This window comes from Cobetia sp. MC34 (genome assembly GCF_018340035.1).
Taxonomy (GTDB): Bacteria; Pseudomonadota; Gammaproteobacteria; order Pseudomonadales; family Halomonadaceae; genus Cobetia; species Cobetia amphilecti.
This window is the reverse complement of sequence record NZ_JADPPY010000002.1, coordinates 185,949-201,815: the sequence shown is the minus strand read 5'-3', so window position 1 is coordinate 201,815 and position 15,867 is coordinate 185,949. Positions and strand designations below refer to the sequence as shown.

10 protein-coding genes are annotated in these 15,867 nt (G+C 64.8%); 1 reads left to right on the top strand and 9 read right to left on the bottom strand.

The features are described 5' to 3' along the window. Positions 1–133 precede the first annotated feature (133 nt). The 6 genes from IZU87_RS02090 to IZU87_RS02065 form a co-directional block, all read right to left on the bottom strand. Positions 134–688 carry an STAS domain-containing protein gene (locus IZU87_RS02090; protein WP_043333981.1) on the bottom strand — a complete coding sequence of 185 codons (555 nt, stop codon included), beginning with the start codon at positions 686–688 and terminating at the stop codon, positions 134–136. Then, complete coding sequence (locus IZU87_RS02085; RefSeq protein WP_043333982.1) at positions 681–1,832, bottom strand: PP2C family protein-serine/threonine phosphatase; 1,152 nt, start codon at positions 1,830–1,832, stop codon at positions 681–683. Before IZU87_RS02085 ends, IZU87_RS02090 begins: the two co-directional genes overlap by 8 nt. A 115-nt stretch (positions 1,833–1,947) precedes the next feature. Then, positions 1,948–2,709, bottom strand: a complete 762-nt coding sequence (locus tag IZU87_RS02080) for an MlaA family lipoprotein (RefSeq protein WP_107335497.1) — start codon at positions 2,707–2,709, stop codon at positions 1,948–1,950. 135 nt (positions 2,710–2,844) lie between these two features. Next, positions 2,845–4,029 (bottom strand): beta-ketoacyl-ACP synthase III, encoded by a 1,185-nt coding sequence (locus IZU87_RS02075; protein WP_213113552.1) that lies wholly within the window; start codon positions 4,027–4,029, stop codon positions 2,845–2,847. 366 nt (positions 4,030–4,395) lie between these two features. After that, positions 4,396–8,562 carry an ATP-dependent RNA helicase HrpA gene (gene hrpA, locus IZU87_RS02070; protein WP_213113526.1) on the bottom strand — a complete coding sequence of 1,389 codons (4,167 nt, stop codon included), beginning with the start codon at positions 8,560–8,562 and terminating at the stop codon, positions 4,396–4,398. Positions 8,563–8,794: 232 nt separating this feature from the next. Continuing rightward, positions 8,795–10,555, bottom strand: a complete 1,761-nt coding sequence (locus IZU87_RS02065; protein ID WP_213113525.1) for an AMP-binding protein — start codon at positions 10,553–10,555, stop codon at positions 8,795–8,797. A gap of 520 nt (positions 10,556–11,075) precedes the next feature. On the opposite strand from IZU87_RS02065, the gene cysK reads away from it, so the two are divergent. Beyond that, the gene (gene cysK, locus IZU87_RS02060; RefSeq protein ID WP_213113524.1) at positions 11,076–12,041 is read left to right on the top strand and encodes a cysteine synthase A; all 966 of its coding nucleotides are present in this window, start codon (positions 11,076–11,078) and stop codon (positions 12,039–12,041) included. Between the two features lie 110 nt (positions 12,042–12,151). Here cysK and IZU87_RS02055 read toward each other — a convergent pair whose 3' ends face one another. The 3 genes from IZU87_RS02055 to IZU87_RS02045 are packed head-to-tail and all read right to left on the bottom strand — an operon-like array spanning position 12,152 to position 15,764. Then, positions 12,152–13,039, bottom strand: a complete 888-nt coding sequence (locus IZU87_RS02055) for a class II glutamine amidotransferase (protein WP_213113523.1) — start codon at positions 13,037–13,039, stop codon at positions 12,152–12,154. After that, positions 13,032–15,179 carry a VWA domain-containing protein gene (locus IZU87_RS02050; RefSeq protein ID WP_213113522.1) on the bottom strand — a complete coding sequence of 716 codons (2,148 nt, stop codon included), beginning with the start codon at positions 15,177–15,179 and terminating at the stop codon, positions 13,032–13,034. The genes IZU87_RS02055 and IZU87_RS02050 overlap by 8 nt, the downstream gene beginning before the upstream one ends. A 60-nt stretch (positions 15,180–15,239) precedes the next feature. Next, a complete protein-coding gene (locus IZU87_RS02045) occupies positions 15,240–15,764 on the bottom strand; it encodes a hypothetical protein (RefSeq protein ID WP_213113521.1) in 525 nt (174 codons plus the stop codon). Positions 15,765–15,867 lie beyond the last annotated feature (103 nt).

Below are 15,867 nucleotides of genomic sequence, written 5' to 3'. Positions count from 1 at the left end.
GCAACAAAAAGCGCCTGCCGTGTTTCACGGCAGGCGCTTTTTTTGTGCTTTCAGAAACGTGCTGTCTGAATCGCGCTGTCAGGTTCGTGCTTTCAGCAGCGTGCTGTCAGGCTAAAAGCCCCAGCGCGCGCCTTCAGTGCGGCTGGCGATGCTCCTCGCTTTCCAGCAGCTCGATCAGCGGCTGGAACTCCAGGCGGTTGTGGCCGTTCAGGCACATCAACAGCCGGTGAGCCTCGAGAATGCGCCCGCGCAGCTCCTGCTCCTGCTGGGGCGAGGCATCGGCGTCATCCTGAGACTCGTTCAGCGCTGGCGCGTTGCAGCAGGAAGCCCCGTCCAGATCGGCCTGGTCCGCCTCCGGCAGGCTGCCGGCGTCCACGACACTGGCCACCTCGTCGAACCCCATCACCTTGAGCATGGTCAGCACGTCGGGATGGGCAGCCACCACCTGCGCCGGCATCACCAGCCGGTCGCGGACCGCCAGCGCCAGCTTGGCCAGAAAGCCCAGTGCGGTGGAATCGACATTGGTCGCTTCGCGCAGATCGATGATCACGCTTTCCAGTCCCTCAACCGCAGCCACGCGCTGTACCTGCTGATCCAGCGTGGCACACAGCGTCAGGCGTACATCACCGGATAGCTTGAGCACGAACAGGCCGTCTTCGAACACGGCCTGGATACGTCCTTCATCCATCATGGAATCCTGTCAGCGTCATCAAGGTAAGGTCATCCGGCAGCTCGCCATCCAGCGCCAGTCCACGACGCAATCCTTGCACATCCTCACTGCTCAGAATCCGTTGATGCAGTGCTCGAGTCCTGTCCTCCAGCGCCTCGCCCGGCAGGCATTCCAGTACACCATCACTGGCCAGCCACAGACGGAAGCGCTCAGGAAGCGCCACACGATACGCTGGATAGCGGGTGTCTGGGAAGAGCCCCACCGGCCGACCGCTGCCTTCCAGCTCACGCAGCTCGCCATCGGGCGTGACCAGTACCGGCATCGGCAGCTGGGCGCCCAGGGTGTAATGCAGCGTGCGCGTGTCACGGTCCATCACACCACACATCACCGTGGCATGCTTGCCGATACCACTGTCGATCAGTTCACGGTTGAGCAGTGCCAGCCACTCGGGGCCGAAGGTTTCCGGCGTATGTTCCTCCCAGTGGCGGATCGCGCGTGCGAACAGCAGCTTGAGCAGCACGGTCACGAAGGCCGACGAGGCGCCATGCCCGGAGACATCCGCAAAGTAGAACAGGCTGAAGCGTTCGTCGATCGCCTGATACTCGAGGAAGTCACCCGACAGATACAGCGACGGCGACAGGCAGTATTCATAACTGACGCCATTGATGTGCTGCCCGCTCTGAGGCAGCAGACGCTGCTGGATCTGGCCACCGGCCTGCTGGTCCTGACGCAGCAGCGCCAGATGCGTCTCCAGGTGCTCGTTGAGCTCCTCGAGGCGCGCGCGTGCCTTGGCGTGCTCATGGGCCAGCTGGTGATGCTCCGCCGCCCGCTTGAGCAGACTGCGCAGTACCGAGCCATGCTCGCGCGGCGAGATGAGGTAATCGACCAGCCCGGCCTCCACCGCCGGCAACAGGCATTCATCGCCACGGCTCTCGGCCACCACCACCGTCGGCAGGCGCTCGGCCAGACGCGCCCACTCATGACTGGAAACGGCCTCGACATGCGCGACCACCACCGCCACTCCGCTGGGCAGTGTCGCGATGCCATCACAGGCCGCCACCGCACAGCGTTCATCCGTCAACAGGTTCGCCAGCGCATCACGCCGCGAGCCGGGAAGATCAATCAGACCGATCAACAGACGCTTGCCTTGCTCATCCGCCATGCCAACCCCTCATTCCCGTCCTTACTGCCATCCACTCGCAGTCTTGATGCTGCTTGCCCTCGCGACCGGCACCACTGACCATTCACGGTACCGGTCGCCTGCTGCGGGTGACGCGTTACTGGCTGTCGTCTTCCGGTGCGAAGGCACCGTCGAGATCGGCATCATCGAAGCTGTCGCTGGCGAAGGGATCATCACCCAGCTTGCCATCGTTGATCTCGAAGTTGCGGCGCTGCAGGTAGGCATCACGAATGAAGCTGTAACGATCGCCCTGGATCAGCTTCTCCTGCTCGAGCAGACCGGCACGGGTATCGACCAGATCCAGCGCCTTCAGGCCGTAACGCACCTTGTCGTCTTCGACGTAGTTGACGGGATCAGCGAAGTAATCCACCGGCATGCCCGCGGTATCACGCACGGTACTCGGACCGAACAGCGGCAGCACCAGATACGGCCCCTGCCCTGCGCCCCAGACGGCGAGGGTCTGACCGAAGTCTTCCTCGTCCACTGTCCAGCCAAGTTCGCTGGCCGGATCGAACAGGCCGCCGATGCCGACGGTGGAGTTGAGCAGCAGACGGCCGGTGGAGACACCGGCATTGGCCCACTTCCACTGCAGCACCGAGTTGAACATGGTGCGGACCTCTCCCAGATTGGAGAAGAAGTTGCCCACGCCATCCTGTACCAGCTCCGGCGTCACATAGTCATAGCCCTGCGCGACCGGCTTGAGGGCATAGCGGTCCAGGGTGTCATTGAAGGTATAGACGTTACGGTTGAAGCCCTCCCAGGGGTCCTGAGGGTTCGGCTCGCTGTCTCCGGTACTGGCGCAACCCGCCAGCAGGGACATGGCCAGCAGTGCCGGCAGGGAAGTCTTGATCGTGTGCATCTCGTCACCTGTAAGTCTATTGGATTCCTGCAGCGGTCCTTGCCACATCCCTGGCTGTCAGGTCCGGTCTTCTTTATACGTTCCGCGCCCGCCAAGAGCCAGCACAGGCCACGTGGATTCGCGCAATGTCCTGCTTCAACCGCAGCGTTTCAGCAGCACGCTGCCGGCACTGTAGCCTGCCCCGAAAGAACACAATACCCCCAGGCTCCCCGGCGCCAGATCAGCGTGATGGAGGTGGAAGGCGATCACCGAGCCCGCGGAGCTGGTATTGGCGTAGCGATCGAGAATGATCGGCGCTTCCTCGCTCGACGGGTCACGCCCGAGCACGCGCCGCGCGATCATGTCGTTCATGTGGCGGTTGGCCTGGTGCAGCCACATGCGATCAAGATCACCGCCGTCTGCCTCGATCTCGCCCAGATGGGTGGTGATCAGCTCGGCCACCATCGGGCAGACCTCGCGGAAGACGCGCCGCCCTTCCTGGATGAACAGCTTGTCATCGGCCTTTACACGATGGCTTGCGCTGTCAAGTGTCATCGCGGATGCCACGTCGTCCTCAAGCACCGCCGTGCGATTGAGGAAGCCGAAATTGTTGCGTATCGCGTTGGAGTAGCGCGTCACCAGACGCGTGCCGAGCACCTCGAAGCCATCGGTGCGCGTGGCGACATCCGCCGCTTCCAGCACCACGGCCGTGCAAGCATCCCCGAAGATGAAGTGGCTGTCACGGTCGCGGAAGTTGAGATGCGCACTGCAGATCTCCGGATTGACCATCAGCACACGCCTGGCACTGCCGCTGCGAATCGCGTTGGCAGCGGTCTCGATACCGAAGGTGGCGGAGCTGCACGCCACGTTCATGTCGAAGGCATAGCCACCGGCCTCGAGCGCGGCCTGCAGTTCCACCGCCACCGCCGGATAGGGGCGCTCGAGGTTGGAACAGGCCACGATGACCAGATCCAGGTCCGCGGCGTTGACGCCCGCCGCCGCCAGCGCTTCACGCGCGGCCGCAACGCCCATCTCGCACTGCACCGAGGGCTGGTCATTGGCGCGCGCCGGCAGGCGTGGGCGCATGCGCTCCGGGTCGAGAATGCCCTCGGCATCCAGCACGTAGCGGCTGTGGATACCCGAGGCCTTGACGATGAATTCGGCGCTGGACTCGGTGCGCGCCTCACGCTCACCACGTGCGATGGCGTCGGAATTGGCGGCATTGTCCGCCGCCACCCAGGCATTGAAGGACGCCACCAATGCCTCGTTGCTGATGGCATTGGGCGGCGTGTAGAGTCCGCTGCCGGTGATCAGTACGCGATGATTGCCGCTGGCGCTCATGGACTGACCGGCGTTGGCGTGTTGCGTATCGGCAGCGTGATCATTGTCATTGTTTGGCATGCATCCACTCCTGACAGTGCTATCCCGCGGGATATCACCAGAATTGAGCGGGGCACGACCCGGCGCCGCGTCGTCATGCCCCATGTTCAGTGTACGCTGTCTCGGCGATTCCAGACGCCCGAGTCAGCATTTGTCGGGCGATCACAGTGAATGCTTAAACAGCAATTCCTGTCTGCAGCTTGGGCCATCCCGCCGCGGCACGCCTCCACGTACCGGTCACGCAAGCCCCTGATGCCACGCACAGCGCCCTGGAATGGCCCCCGACAAGGCAGAGCTTCAGCCAGGGCAGAGCTCAGCCTCAGGACATCAGCGGCGCGCCATCAGCTCCTGCCAGCGCTTCTCGAGGCGCTTGGCGGAGACGGTCTCCAGGGTGCCGAGCTGCTGGGCAAACAGCGAGACGCGCAGTTCCTGCAGCCACCAGCCGAACTCTTCCAGCTCCGCATCCGGCAGCCCCTGCTCGCGCGCCTTGCTCAGGCGGGCATCAAGACGGGATTCGAAGCCCTTGACCTCCTCCATGTCACGCTGGTCGCGCATGCGCTCACGCGGCGCCTTGTCGAGACGGATCAGCATCGCCTCCACATAGCGCGGCAGCTGATGCAGCCATTCACCGGAGGCCTGGATGAAGCCCGGCGTGATCAGGCGTGCCTGCTGGGCCTTGAGGTCAGCCACCACCAGCGCCATCGAGAAGTCGATCTTGCCCTTGAGGCGCTTGGATAGCTCCAGATGCTGCTTGAGCGCGGCTTCCAGCGGCTTGAGCAGCGCCTCGGCGTGCGGCACCAGCTCGGCCCGCTTGTCATCGAGACGCGCCTGCAGTTCGCTGCGCGAACGCGGCAGCGGCTCGACGGCCATCACCTGCTCGAAGACGCTGTAGATGAAGTCATCCGCCAGCTGGCGACGCGTGCCGACCTTGGCGAACAGCAGCGCACAGCGCTCCAGCGCCTTGAGGTCACGGTCCAGATAGCGCACCTGGTCGGGCAGGCGTGCCATCGCCAGGCGCGTGATGCCATCACGGTGCGCGGCGGCGGCCTTGGCCGGATGATCGAACAGCTCCACGCTCAGATTCTGCTCGACCTGAGCCGTCGCGCTGGCAGGCGCATGACTGGACGGCGCGCTGTTCTTGCCGGTCTTGCGCGCCAGCTTGCGCTGCTTGGCACTCATGCCGCTGTCGGCGGGGGCCGCCGCCTTCACCACCAGCGCCGGATAGGCCTCGACGCGGATGCCCGCCTGGGTGGTGCTGTGCGAGGTGGCGATCGGCGTTTCCGGCAGATCTTCCAGCACTTCGCTGTCGGCTTCACGACTGCGGTTGGCCATCGCCCGCGCGGCGGCCGCGGCCGAGTCCTTGAAGCGCGCTTCCAGCGCTTCGAGGTCCCGCCCTTCGCCCAGCACCTTGCCATCCTGATCGACGATGCGCAGGTTCATCTTCAGGTGCGGTTCCAGCGTTTCGGGCGCCCAGGCATCCTGCGGCAGGCGCAGGCCAGTCTTGACGCGCATGAACTCGGCCAGCGCATCGGTCAGCGGCACGTCGTCCGGGGTCAGCGCCTCAAGTGCGGCATCGACCCAGTTGGGAATCGGCACCACCTGCTTGCGGTACTGCTTGGGCAGCGACTTCATCAACGCGATGGCCTTGTCGCGCAACAGCCCCGGTACCAGCCATTCGATGCGATAGCGCGGCAGCTGCGACAGCATCGCCGCCGGCACGATCATCGTCACGCCGTCATCCACCGCACCGGGCGCGAAGTGATAGCTCAGCGGGTAGGCGACGCTGTTGTGGTGCAGCTGTTCGGGGTAGCGCGCGACGGTGACTTCCTCGGCGTCGCGCGCCATCAGGTCGTCGAGATTCAGATGCAGGACATCGGGGTTGTCGCGCTCGGCCTCCTTGCGCCACTTGTCGAAGCTGCGCCCGTTGTAGATGCCTTCCGGAATGCGCTCGGCATAGAAGGCGAACAGCGTCTCTTCGTCGACGAGGATGTCACGCTTGCGCGCACGGTCCTCAAGCTCACCGACCTCATCCATCAGGCCGCGATTGTGGGCGAAGAACGGCGCACGGGTCTGGAATTCGCCCTCGACCAGCGCACGGCGAATGAACAGCTCGCGAGACTCTTCCGGCGCCAGCGGGCCGTAATGCACCTTGCGCGCGGTGACGATGGGCAGCCCGAACAGGGTCACCTGCTCACTGGCGACCACCTGGGCACGCTTCATCTCCCAGTGCGGCTCGCTGTAGCTGCGCTTGACCAGATGCTCGGCCAGCGGCTCGACCCACTCGGGCTTGATCGCCGCGACCTGACGCGCGTAGAGCTTGGTGGTCTCGACCATCTCGGCCGCCATCACCCACTTGGGCGACTTCTTGGCCACACCGGAGCCCGGGTGGACGAAGAAGCGTCGGTTGCGCGCGCCGAGATACTCGCGGTTTTCCTGCTTGAGGCCAAGATTGGAGAGCAGCCCGGTCAACAGCGCGCGATGCAGTGATTCGTGATCGATGGCCACCGACGGGCGGCGGCCCTGTCCCGGTGAGGCCAGTACCCGCGCGGTGACCTCGGCCTGCGCCTCGGCGTCGCGCTCGTGCTGGGCGCTGGTCATCTCCAGCCCCAGGTCGCGCGTCAGCTGCTTGAGCTGACGGAAGGTGTCATGCCACTCGCGCAGGCGCAGATAGTTGAGGAAACGCGCCTTGCACCAGCGGCGCAGCGGGTTGGCACCCAGCGCATCCCGCGCCAGTTCGAAGCCTTCCCACAGATTCAGCCAGCTGACGAAGTCGGAGTTGTCATCATCCCACTCGTGGTGGATCTGATCGGCCTGCTGGCGCTTGTCGGCGGGACGCTCGCGCGGGTCCTGGATCGACAGCGCGCTGACGATGATCAGCACTTCACGCAGGCAGCCGCGCGAGGCGCCCTCAAGCACCATGCGCGCCAGACGCGGGTCGATGGGCAGACGCGCCAGGGTGCGGCCATCACGGCTCAGACGGTTGTGTTCATCCACCGCGCCCAGCTCGCGCAGCAGGCGGAAGCCATCGGTGACGAAGCGCGAATCCGGCGCATCGACGAAGGGAAACTTCTCGATATCGCCCAGCTTGAGCGACAGCATCGACAGGATCACCGAGGCCAGGTTGGTGCGCTGGATTTCCGGCTCGGTGTATTCCGGGCGCGCGAGGAAGTCCTCCTCGCTGTAGAGGCGGATGCACAGGCCTTCGGCGATACGCCCGCAGCGGCCCTTGCGCTGGTTGGCGCTGGCCTGGCTGATCGGTTCCACCGGCAGACGCTGGATCTTGGAGCGATAACTGTAGCGGCTGATGCGCACCAGGCCCGGGTCGATCACGTAGCGGATGCCCGGCACGGTCAGCGAAGTCTCGGCGACATTGGTGGCCAGCACGATGCGGCGGCCACGATGCGGCTGGAAGACGCGGTTCTGCTCTTCGTTCGAGAGGCGCGCGTACAGCGGCAGTACCTCGGTATCACGCAGCTGGGCGCGACGCAGAGTGTCCGCGGTGGCGCGGATCTCACGCTCGCCGGGCAGGAAGATCAGCACGTCACGCGGGCCCTGCATCCAGCCCTTCTCGCGCTCGATCACCGACAGCTCTTCCACTGCGCGCAGGATACCTTCCTGCAGGCTGAGATCTTCCTCATCCTCGGCATCGCGCACCAGCGGCAGGTACTGGGTCTCGACCGGGAAGTTGCGCCCGCTGACCGAGACGATGGGCGCCGGCGTGCCATCCTGGGCCGCGAAGTGCTGACTGAAGCGCTCCACGTCGATGGTCGCCGAGGTGATGATGATCTTGAGGTCCGGACGGCGCGCGGTGAGACGCTTGAGATAACCGAGCAGGAAGTCGATGTTCAGACTGCGCTCGTGGGCCTCATCGATGATGATCGCCTCGTAGCGGCTCAGGTCCGGATCATGCTGGGTTTCCGCCAGGAGGATACCGTCGGTCATCAGCTTGATCAGCGTCGACGGGCCGGTAGTGTCGTTGAAGCGCACCTGATAGCCGACCGTCTCGCCGAGCGTCGTCTCGAGCTCCTCGGCCAGACGCGCCGCCACCGAGCGCGCCGCCAGACGGCGTGGCTGGGTGTGACCGATCAGGCCATTGCGCCCCAGCCCCATCTCCAGACACAGCTTGGGCAGCTGGGTGGTCTTGCCCGAGCCGGTCTCACCGGCGACCACCACGATCTGATGCTCGGCAAGCGCGGCGAGGATGTCTTCGCGACGCTCCACCACCGGCAGTTCCGGCGGATAGTTGAGCGCGGCGGGTGTCTGCCAGCGTGCCAGTGCCGTCTCGCGCGCGGCGCGCTGGGCGATGCTCGCCTCCAGGCGGCTCTCGATGTCGTTGATGGCACGATCGACCGGCTTGCCTTCCTTGAGACGCCGCCGCAGGCCAGCCAGGCGCTTGCCCAGCTCGCGCTGATCACGGCTCAGGGCGCGTTCAAGGCGAGCCGCGAGGGCTTCAAGACGCGCATGTTCGGACGGTGCGGTAGCGGTGTCGCTCAAGGACTGCCTCTTCTCAACCAGCGACCACACGCCACGCGCGCAGCCGGAAACTCTCGGGAATTCAGCTTCACGCTCGCCTGCACGAGGCAGCAAGCCATGACGCCTGAATGACAAAACGGCCCGTCAACAAGTGACGGGCCGTCCATTGTAGCCCTGCGCGTAGCCGCGCCCAACCTTGGCGGCGCTTGTTCCCTGCCACGCCGCCGGCTCAGCGCTTCTCTCAGCGCTTCTCTCAGTGCTCGCGTAGCGGCGTATTGCCACCGCTCTCTTCGCTGTCGCGCAGCTCACGACGCAGCACCTTGCCGACGTTGGTCTTGGGCAGTTCATCGCGGAATTCGACGAAACGCGGCACCTTGTAGCCGGTCAGCTGCTCCTTGCACCAGCTGCGCAGGCTGTCGCGATCCAGATCCGGGTTGCTTGAGACCACGAACAGCTTGATCGCCTCGCCGCTCTGCTCGTCCGGCACGCCCACTGCCGCCGCCTCGACGATATCCGGATGGCCGCTGACCACGTCCTCGATCTCGTTGGGGAATACATTGAAGCCGGAGACGATGATCATGTCCTTCTTGCGATCGACGATGCGCACGAAATCATCTTGCTGGATGACCGCGATATCGCCGGTGCGGATGAAGCCCTCGTCATCCATCGCCTCACGCGTGGCGTCGTCACGCTGCCAGTAACCCTTCATCACCTGGGGGCCGCGCACGCACAGCTCGCCCGGCGCATCGCGCCCCAGCGTCACGCCATCGGCGTCCACCACCTTGAGCTCGGTGCCCGGCACCGGCTTGCCGATGGTGCCCAGCTGCAGCTCACGCGGCGGATTGAAGCTGACGATGGGCGAGGTCTCGGTCATGCCGTAGCCCTCGGCGATCGGGCAGCCGGTGACGGCTTCCCAGCGTTCGGCCGCGCTGCGCGTCAGCGCCATGCCGCCGGAGATGGTCAGCTTGAGACTCGAGAAGTCCAGCGCCTTGAAGTCATCACGCTGACACAGCGCCGAGAACAGCGTGTTGAGGCCGACGAAGGCGGTGAACGGTGTCCTGGCCAGTGTCTTGATGAAGCCATCGATATCGCGCGGATTGGTGATCAGCACGCTGTGGTTGCCGCTTTCCATGCTGTAGAGGCAATTCACCGTGAAGGTATAGATGTGATAGACCGGCAGCGGCGCGATCAGCACCTCCTGGCCTTCATTGAGCACATCACTGATCACGCCGCGCGCCTGCAGCATGTTGGCGACCAGATTGCGGTGGGTCAGCATGGTGCCCTTGGCAACCCCGGTGGTGCCGCCGGTGTACTGCAGCGCGGCGATGTCCTCGGGCTGGCGCGTGACACGCGTGTGCGAGAGCCCCGCCCCGCGCTTGAGCACGTCACGCAGGCCGTGTGCCTCGGGCAGGTGGTACTTCGGCACCATCTTCTTGACGTAGCGCACCGCCAGATTGATCAGTGGACGCTTGGGGAAGTCATGCAGGTCACCGATCTCGGTGATGATGACCTCCTCGATGGACGTGCGCTTGAGCACCTTCTCAAGCTTGTCCGCCATGTTGGCCAGAATCACGATGGCGCGAGCGCCGGAGTCATGGAACTGGTGCTGCATCTCGCGCTCGGTGTAAAGCGGGTTGGTGTTGACCACCACCAGACCGGCGCGCAACGCGCCGAATACCGCCACCGGGAACTGCAGCAGATTCGGCAGCTGGATGGCGATGCGATCACCGGGCTCAAGGCCGGTCTCGTGTTCCAGCCAGGCGGCGAAATTGCGCGACAGGCGGTCCACATCGGCGTAGCTGAGCGTCTTGTCCATGCAGCTGAAGGCCGGACGCTCGGCATAGTTGGCGCAGCTGGCCTCGAAGACCTCGAGAATCGAGGGGTAATCCTCGAGACCGGACAACGGCTCACCGCTGACGATCAGGTTGGCGTCCCCGGTCACGGGGCCAGCGTGATCAGACGCCTTGTCGGCTTCCGGGTCTGCCGAGGCGTTGGCAGGATTGGCATCATGCATGGCTTGGGCTCCATGACTGCATTCGTCTGCTGGATCGTGGCCGGGCGCGGAGTCTTTCACTGGCAGCCACAGGCGAGAATTCAGCACTTGTTGTTATCAGGGCGTCACGCCCACATGTGAACAATGACATGAATGACGGCGTGATGGGGAAAAGGACGGCGCGACAACGCGCGCGCAGGTGCCGGCAATACACCGACGACACCCCGGCAAGAACCTCCAGGGCCGCCGCGCTTCACCTTAACCAGTCACGCCAATGATGTAAAACGACCGATTGAAACCATCGTTCACATCCGAAAAAGTCTCGTTGAATCAGATCACTACTCTTGTACGACCTTGGTCAGAGACTAGCCGCGACTGCCAACCTTGCCATGTCGTTATGCGCTTCAGGCCTTTGAGTCGCGCTCGGCTAGCCCTTAACCTTATGCTCATACAGTCGCGACAGCCGTTGCTGAGCATCATCACTTCACTCAAGCAGCGGACATGCTCGCTGTCTAGCCGCCAGATACCCAGAGGACCTCGCATGGGCAAGATCTATCAGGACAACTCACAGGCCATCGGCAACACCCCGCTGGTCAAGATCAACCGCCTCAGCAGTCACCCACGCCTGTACGCCAAGGTGGAAGCCCGCAATCCGGCCTTCTCGGTCAAGTGTCGTATCGGGGCCAGCATGGTGTGGGACGCCGAAGAACGTGGCGAGCTCAAGCCGGGCATGGAGATCGTCGAGCCGACCTCCGGCAACACCGGCATCGCCCTGGCCTTCGTCGGTGCGGCGCGTGGCTACCCCGTCACGCTGACCATGCCCTCCTCCATGAGCATGGAGCGCCGCAAGGTGCTGAAATCCCTCGGCGCCAACCTGGTGCTGACCGACCCCGCCAAGGGCATGCAGGGCGCCATCGACAAGGCCTGTGAGCTCAAGAAGGCCGAGCCGGAACGCTATTTCCTGCCGCAGCAGTTCTCCAATCCGGCCAACCCACGCATCCACGAAGAAACCACCGGCCCGGAGCTGTGGGACGCGCTGGATGGCGAGATGGACGTGCTGGTGGCGGGCGTCGGTACCGGCGGCACCATCAGCGGTATCGCCCGCTACTTCAAGACAGTGCGCGGCCAGTCACTCGAAGCCGTGGCGGTGGAGCCGGCGGAATCCGCCATCATCACCCAGCGCATGCAGGGCGAGTCGATCACGCCGGCCCCGCACAAGATCCAGGGCATCGGTGCCAACTTCATTCCCGACAACCTGGACCTGGCGCTGATCGACCGCGTCGAGCCCGTCGCCAGTGAAGACGCCATGGCCATGGCGCGTCGCATCATGCAGGAAGAAGGCATCATGTGCGGCATCTCCTGCGGTGCGGCGATGACCGCGGCGCTGCGTCTGGCGGAAGACCCGGCCTACGCCGACAAGTCCATCGTCGTCATCCTGCCGGACAGCGGCGAGCGCTACCTGTCCTCGCCGATGTTCGCCGGCATGTTCGACGACGTCGAAGGCTGAGCCTCACGCGTTGACCAGGCAAAAGCCGCAAACACGAAGGGCCGCGATTGCGGCCCTTCGTGTGTCAGGCATTCACGCTCTTTCTGCGTCGCTCAGCGGATCACCAAGCGTCAGCAGCTCAAGTCAGAAGCCAGCCAATCCGGCTTGCGGCGCGCGGTGGCGGTGCGATCGACCGCCCCGCTCTCGGCCTGCTCCTGCTCGTCCTGGCTCAGCGGCAACTCGCCACCGAGACTGGCGACCAGCTCGCCTTCGCGGAACACCACCAGCTGCCCCGGCAGCAGGCGCTGCCATTGCTCATTGTCGGTCAGCGGATCGGTGGCGATCACCGAGACCACATCGGCATCGGTGGTGTGCTGCTGGAAGTCGACGCTCATCTCGAAGTCGGTGAGGCTCGCCTGCCCGAAGGGCGCACGGCGCGTGATGTGCGCCAGCTTGGTGGAGCAGTAGGCGTAGAGATGCACGCCGTCGGAGAGCAGCAGATTGAAGACGCCAAGCCCGCGCAGACGCTCGCACTGGGCGTGCAGATGCCGCCACAGGTCTTCGCACCGCGCCGGCGGATTCGGGAAGGCGCGCCGGATCTCGCCGAGCAGAAAGCAGGCAGCGTGCTCGCTGTCCGTACTGCCCACCGGGCGATAGTACGGCAGGGGCAATGCCTGCCAGTCCGCCAGCTGACCGTTGTGGGCATAGCACCACTGACGGCCCCACAGCTCACGCGTGAACGGATGGGTATTGGCCAGTGTCACCTGGCCGACATTGGCCTGGCGAATATGGCTGATGACCATCTGCGACTTGATCGGATAGTCGAGAATCATGCGCGCGATGGGTGAATCCACCGACGGATGCGGGTCACGGAATTCGCGATAACCGCCCTCTTCATAGAAGGCGATTCCCCAACCATCGCGGTGCGGACCAGTACCCCCGCCTCGCTGCAGAAAACCGGCGAAGCTGAAGCAGATATCGGTCGGCACATTGGCACTCATGCCGAGCAGTTCACACATGGGGTTCCTCCCGCTGAGTCGGCTTGCGCGTCATGCGACGCACCAACATGATCACTACCAGCAGGCCGATCACACCGGCCACGGCGTAAGCGATCATGCGGCTTTGCGGTGATTCTGCCTCACGCTGGGCAAAGTCCGAAGCTCCTTCGAACCACTGACTGATCAACGCAGGCACCTTGTCGATGGGCAGGCGGCCCTTCATCAGCAGATCATTGAGGTCTTCCTTCTCCTCTACCGCCTGATCCAGGCCCTGAATCTCACCGAAGGACTCACCCTCGATGGGCGAGCGGTCCAGATTGGCAGCGCGCCGCGCCGCATTCTCGTTGAGGGTATAGGGCGCCAGATCGATCACCCGCGAACTCCCGCCCAGTGCGATGCGCGCGCTGATCTGCACATCGGCACTGACGTCACGTTCCAGCGGCGGCAGTTCGATACGCCAGCGACTCTCGCCTGCTTCCGCCACGCTCAACGGCTCGCCCTGCAGCGTCGCGTCCAGCTGGGTATTGGCGGTGTTGAGCAGCGGATGACGCGCGCTGACCTCCAGCGCGCTCGGCGGCGTCGCATTCTGCGCATTGCCACCGATCGGCTCGACCAGCAGCGGGTCGACCACGCTGGTGCGCTGGCTCAACTGACGTGCAAAGGGCGCGCCATCGCGCTGGCCCTCGATGGTCAGCGTCAGGCGAGCGCCACCCGGTTGCGGCGGCGGCGGCATGTTGACGCTGAACTGCGCGCCGTCACGCTCAAGACCGCGCTGCTGGGCGCTGGTCACGGCTGCCATTTCTGCTGACATGCCACCCTCGTCTTCCGGCACCAGACGCGCATTGCCGTCAAGCGTCGCCAGGAAGTCCTGCTCGTCGACATCACGTGCGCCGTCGACCAGCGAGGCTGAGAGGGAATAGCCAAAGCCGCGATACAGCGTGGCCGGCAGCGGGCGCGACACCAGCGCCAGGTCTGATACCACGGTGATGCGGCTGTCGACGCCCACCCGCCCTTCGATACGCCACTGCCCGGCCTCGGGGTCGGTCACGGTGATCAGGTCATAGCGCGGCTGATGTTCCCAGCGCACGCCCTCGGGCAACGACGCCTTGTCGGCCAGCGAATAGCGCTGACCATCCGGCGCGATCAATACCGGCGCGCTGTCATCGGGGCCATGGAAGACCAGCGCCGTGAATTCCTCGACACTGCCATCGATGGTGAAGCGCTTGTCCTCGAGCGGCACCAGCTCGCCGGGCACGATACGGTCGAGCGCCCCGAGGAAGGCACGCAGCAGGTCTTCCGGGGTCTCGGCGACCGTCGCCAGCCCGCCGGTGCCATCGGCGACCTGCTGCAGCAGGTCGATATCGGCATTGCGCGACAGCGCGACGGTATGCACCGTGATGTTGTGCGCCGCCAGCTGTGGCGTCAGCTCATCGGTGATGCGTTGGCGCGAGGCGCTGTCCGAGGCGGCCTTCTCGCTGCTTGGCTCACGCAGGTCGACCATGCCATCGGAGAGCAGGATGACCTGACGCGGCCCCTGGCCATCGATGCTCGCATCGGCGCCTTCGGCGGCGGCACGCAGGCCCGCCTCGAGATCGGTGTACTGCTCGTAATCGTCCAGCCGCCCTTCCAGCCCGCGGGCCGCCTGCTTCCAGCCCGCATCGACCGCGCCCAGCGCCAGCAAGGGCTGCACCTGCTCACCGAAGCCCCACAGCCCCGCTCGCGAGCGCTCCGGCAGCAAGGTGACCAGCAGGTCCAGCGCACTGGCGCGCAGATTGGTCGGGTCGTTGTGCTTCATGCTGCCGGAGACATCGATCGCCATGCGCAGGTCAGGCGCAATGTCGCGTGCCGAGCCACTGCGTGCATTCACGTCACTCGCGACATCCCGGGCCACGAACGGCATCTGCTCAGCCTGTTCGCTGGCCGACTCATTTGCCGGCTCACTCACCGACTCACTGACCGACTCGCTGGTCGAGGCGTTGGCCGCTGGCGATGCCTGCTCGGCGAAGACCGAGGGCGACGCGAGGCTGATGCCCGCCAGCATCAGGGCCGCCAGCCAGCGCGCCCCCGCAACCTTCGCTAGAGGGCCGGATGAAGAGCCGGACGCAAGCCCTGGTGAACGGACTGGCTCAAGAGACGAAGTGACAGCTACATCACGGGGCATGACAGATCCTTAGTCCACGCTCGGACAATGCACGGCTGGCGCTGATCGAACGACGCTCGATCAGAGCGACGGTTCCTGACGGTCACGGCCTGCGCGGGTACGCGCCGACGCACGAGCCGGGGTGCCACGTTTCTCGCTACGCAAGCTGGCGCCAGCGGCGTGGCCCTCGCGCACTTCCTCATCCTCCTGCTCGTGGCCATGAGGCTGGCGGCGCTGCTGGGCGGCGCGGCGACGCTGTTCACGTCCGCGTCCCAGCCACCAGATCACCAGGCCCAGCACCACGCCGGCCCCGATGCCCAGTACCAGCATGCCGAAGGCCGAGGCCATGCCACCACCATCCTTCTGCACCACGCTGACGGCAAAGGCCACGATGGCCGGTGCAAGGCCGGTATAGGCATCTTCCGCGACGCTGGCCGTGACGTGAAAACTGGTCGGCACGGCGATCATGCCGGCGATGCCGCCGACCAGGATCCAGCGCAGGAAACGCGGCAGTATTCGCACCGCCATATAGCCGGTAAACAGCACTACCGCCGCCAGACCAAAATAGATCAGCCACATCTGCGGCAGCGAATCGGAAATCATCATGCCCTTCACTCCTGTCATAACATCCTGTCGAGACTGACATTCTGAGGGGTACCTGTCCTGTGCAGAAGCAGCCGGCACCTCAGTTCAGCCATCGAGTCATCCC

Coding starts and splice junctions, on each gene's coding strand:
- cysK (WP_213113524.1), top strand. CDS start 11,076: ATGGGCAAGATCTATCAGGACAACTCACAGGCCATCGGCAACACCCCG.
- IZU87_RS02075 (WP_213113552.1), bottom strand. CDS start 4,029: ATGAGCGCCAGCGGCAATCATCGCGTACTGATCACCGGCAGCGGACTC.
- IZU87_RS02090 (WP_043333981.1), bottom strand. CDS start 688: ATGGATGAAGGACGTATCCAGGCCGTGTTCGAAGACGGCCTGTTCGTG.
- IZU87_RS02045 (WP_213113521.1), bottom strand. CDS start 15,764: ATGATGATTTCCGATTCGCTGCCGCAGATGTGGCTGATCTATTTTGGT.
- IZU87_RS02085 (WP_043333982.1), bottom strand. CDS start 1,832: ATGGCGGATGAGCAAGGCAAGCGTCTGTTGATCGGTCTGATTGATCTT.
- IZU87_RS02050 (WP_213113522.1), bottom strand. CDS start 15,179: ATGCCCCGTGATGTAGCTGTCACTTCGTCTCTTGAGCCAGTCCGTTCA.
- IZU87_RS02065 (WP_213113525.1), bottom strand. CDS start 10,555: ATGCATGATGCCAATCCTGCCAACGCCTCGGCAGACCCGGAAGCCGAC.
- IZU87_RS02080 (WP_107335497.1), bottom strand. CDS start 2,709: ATGCACACGATCAAGACTTCCCTGCCGGCACTGCTGGCCATGTCCCTG.
- IZU87_RS02055 (WP_213113523.1), bottom strand. CDS start 13,039: ATGTGTGAACTGCTCGGCATGAGTGCCAATGTGCCGACCGATATCTGC.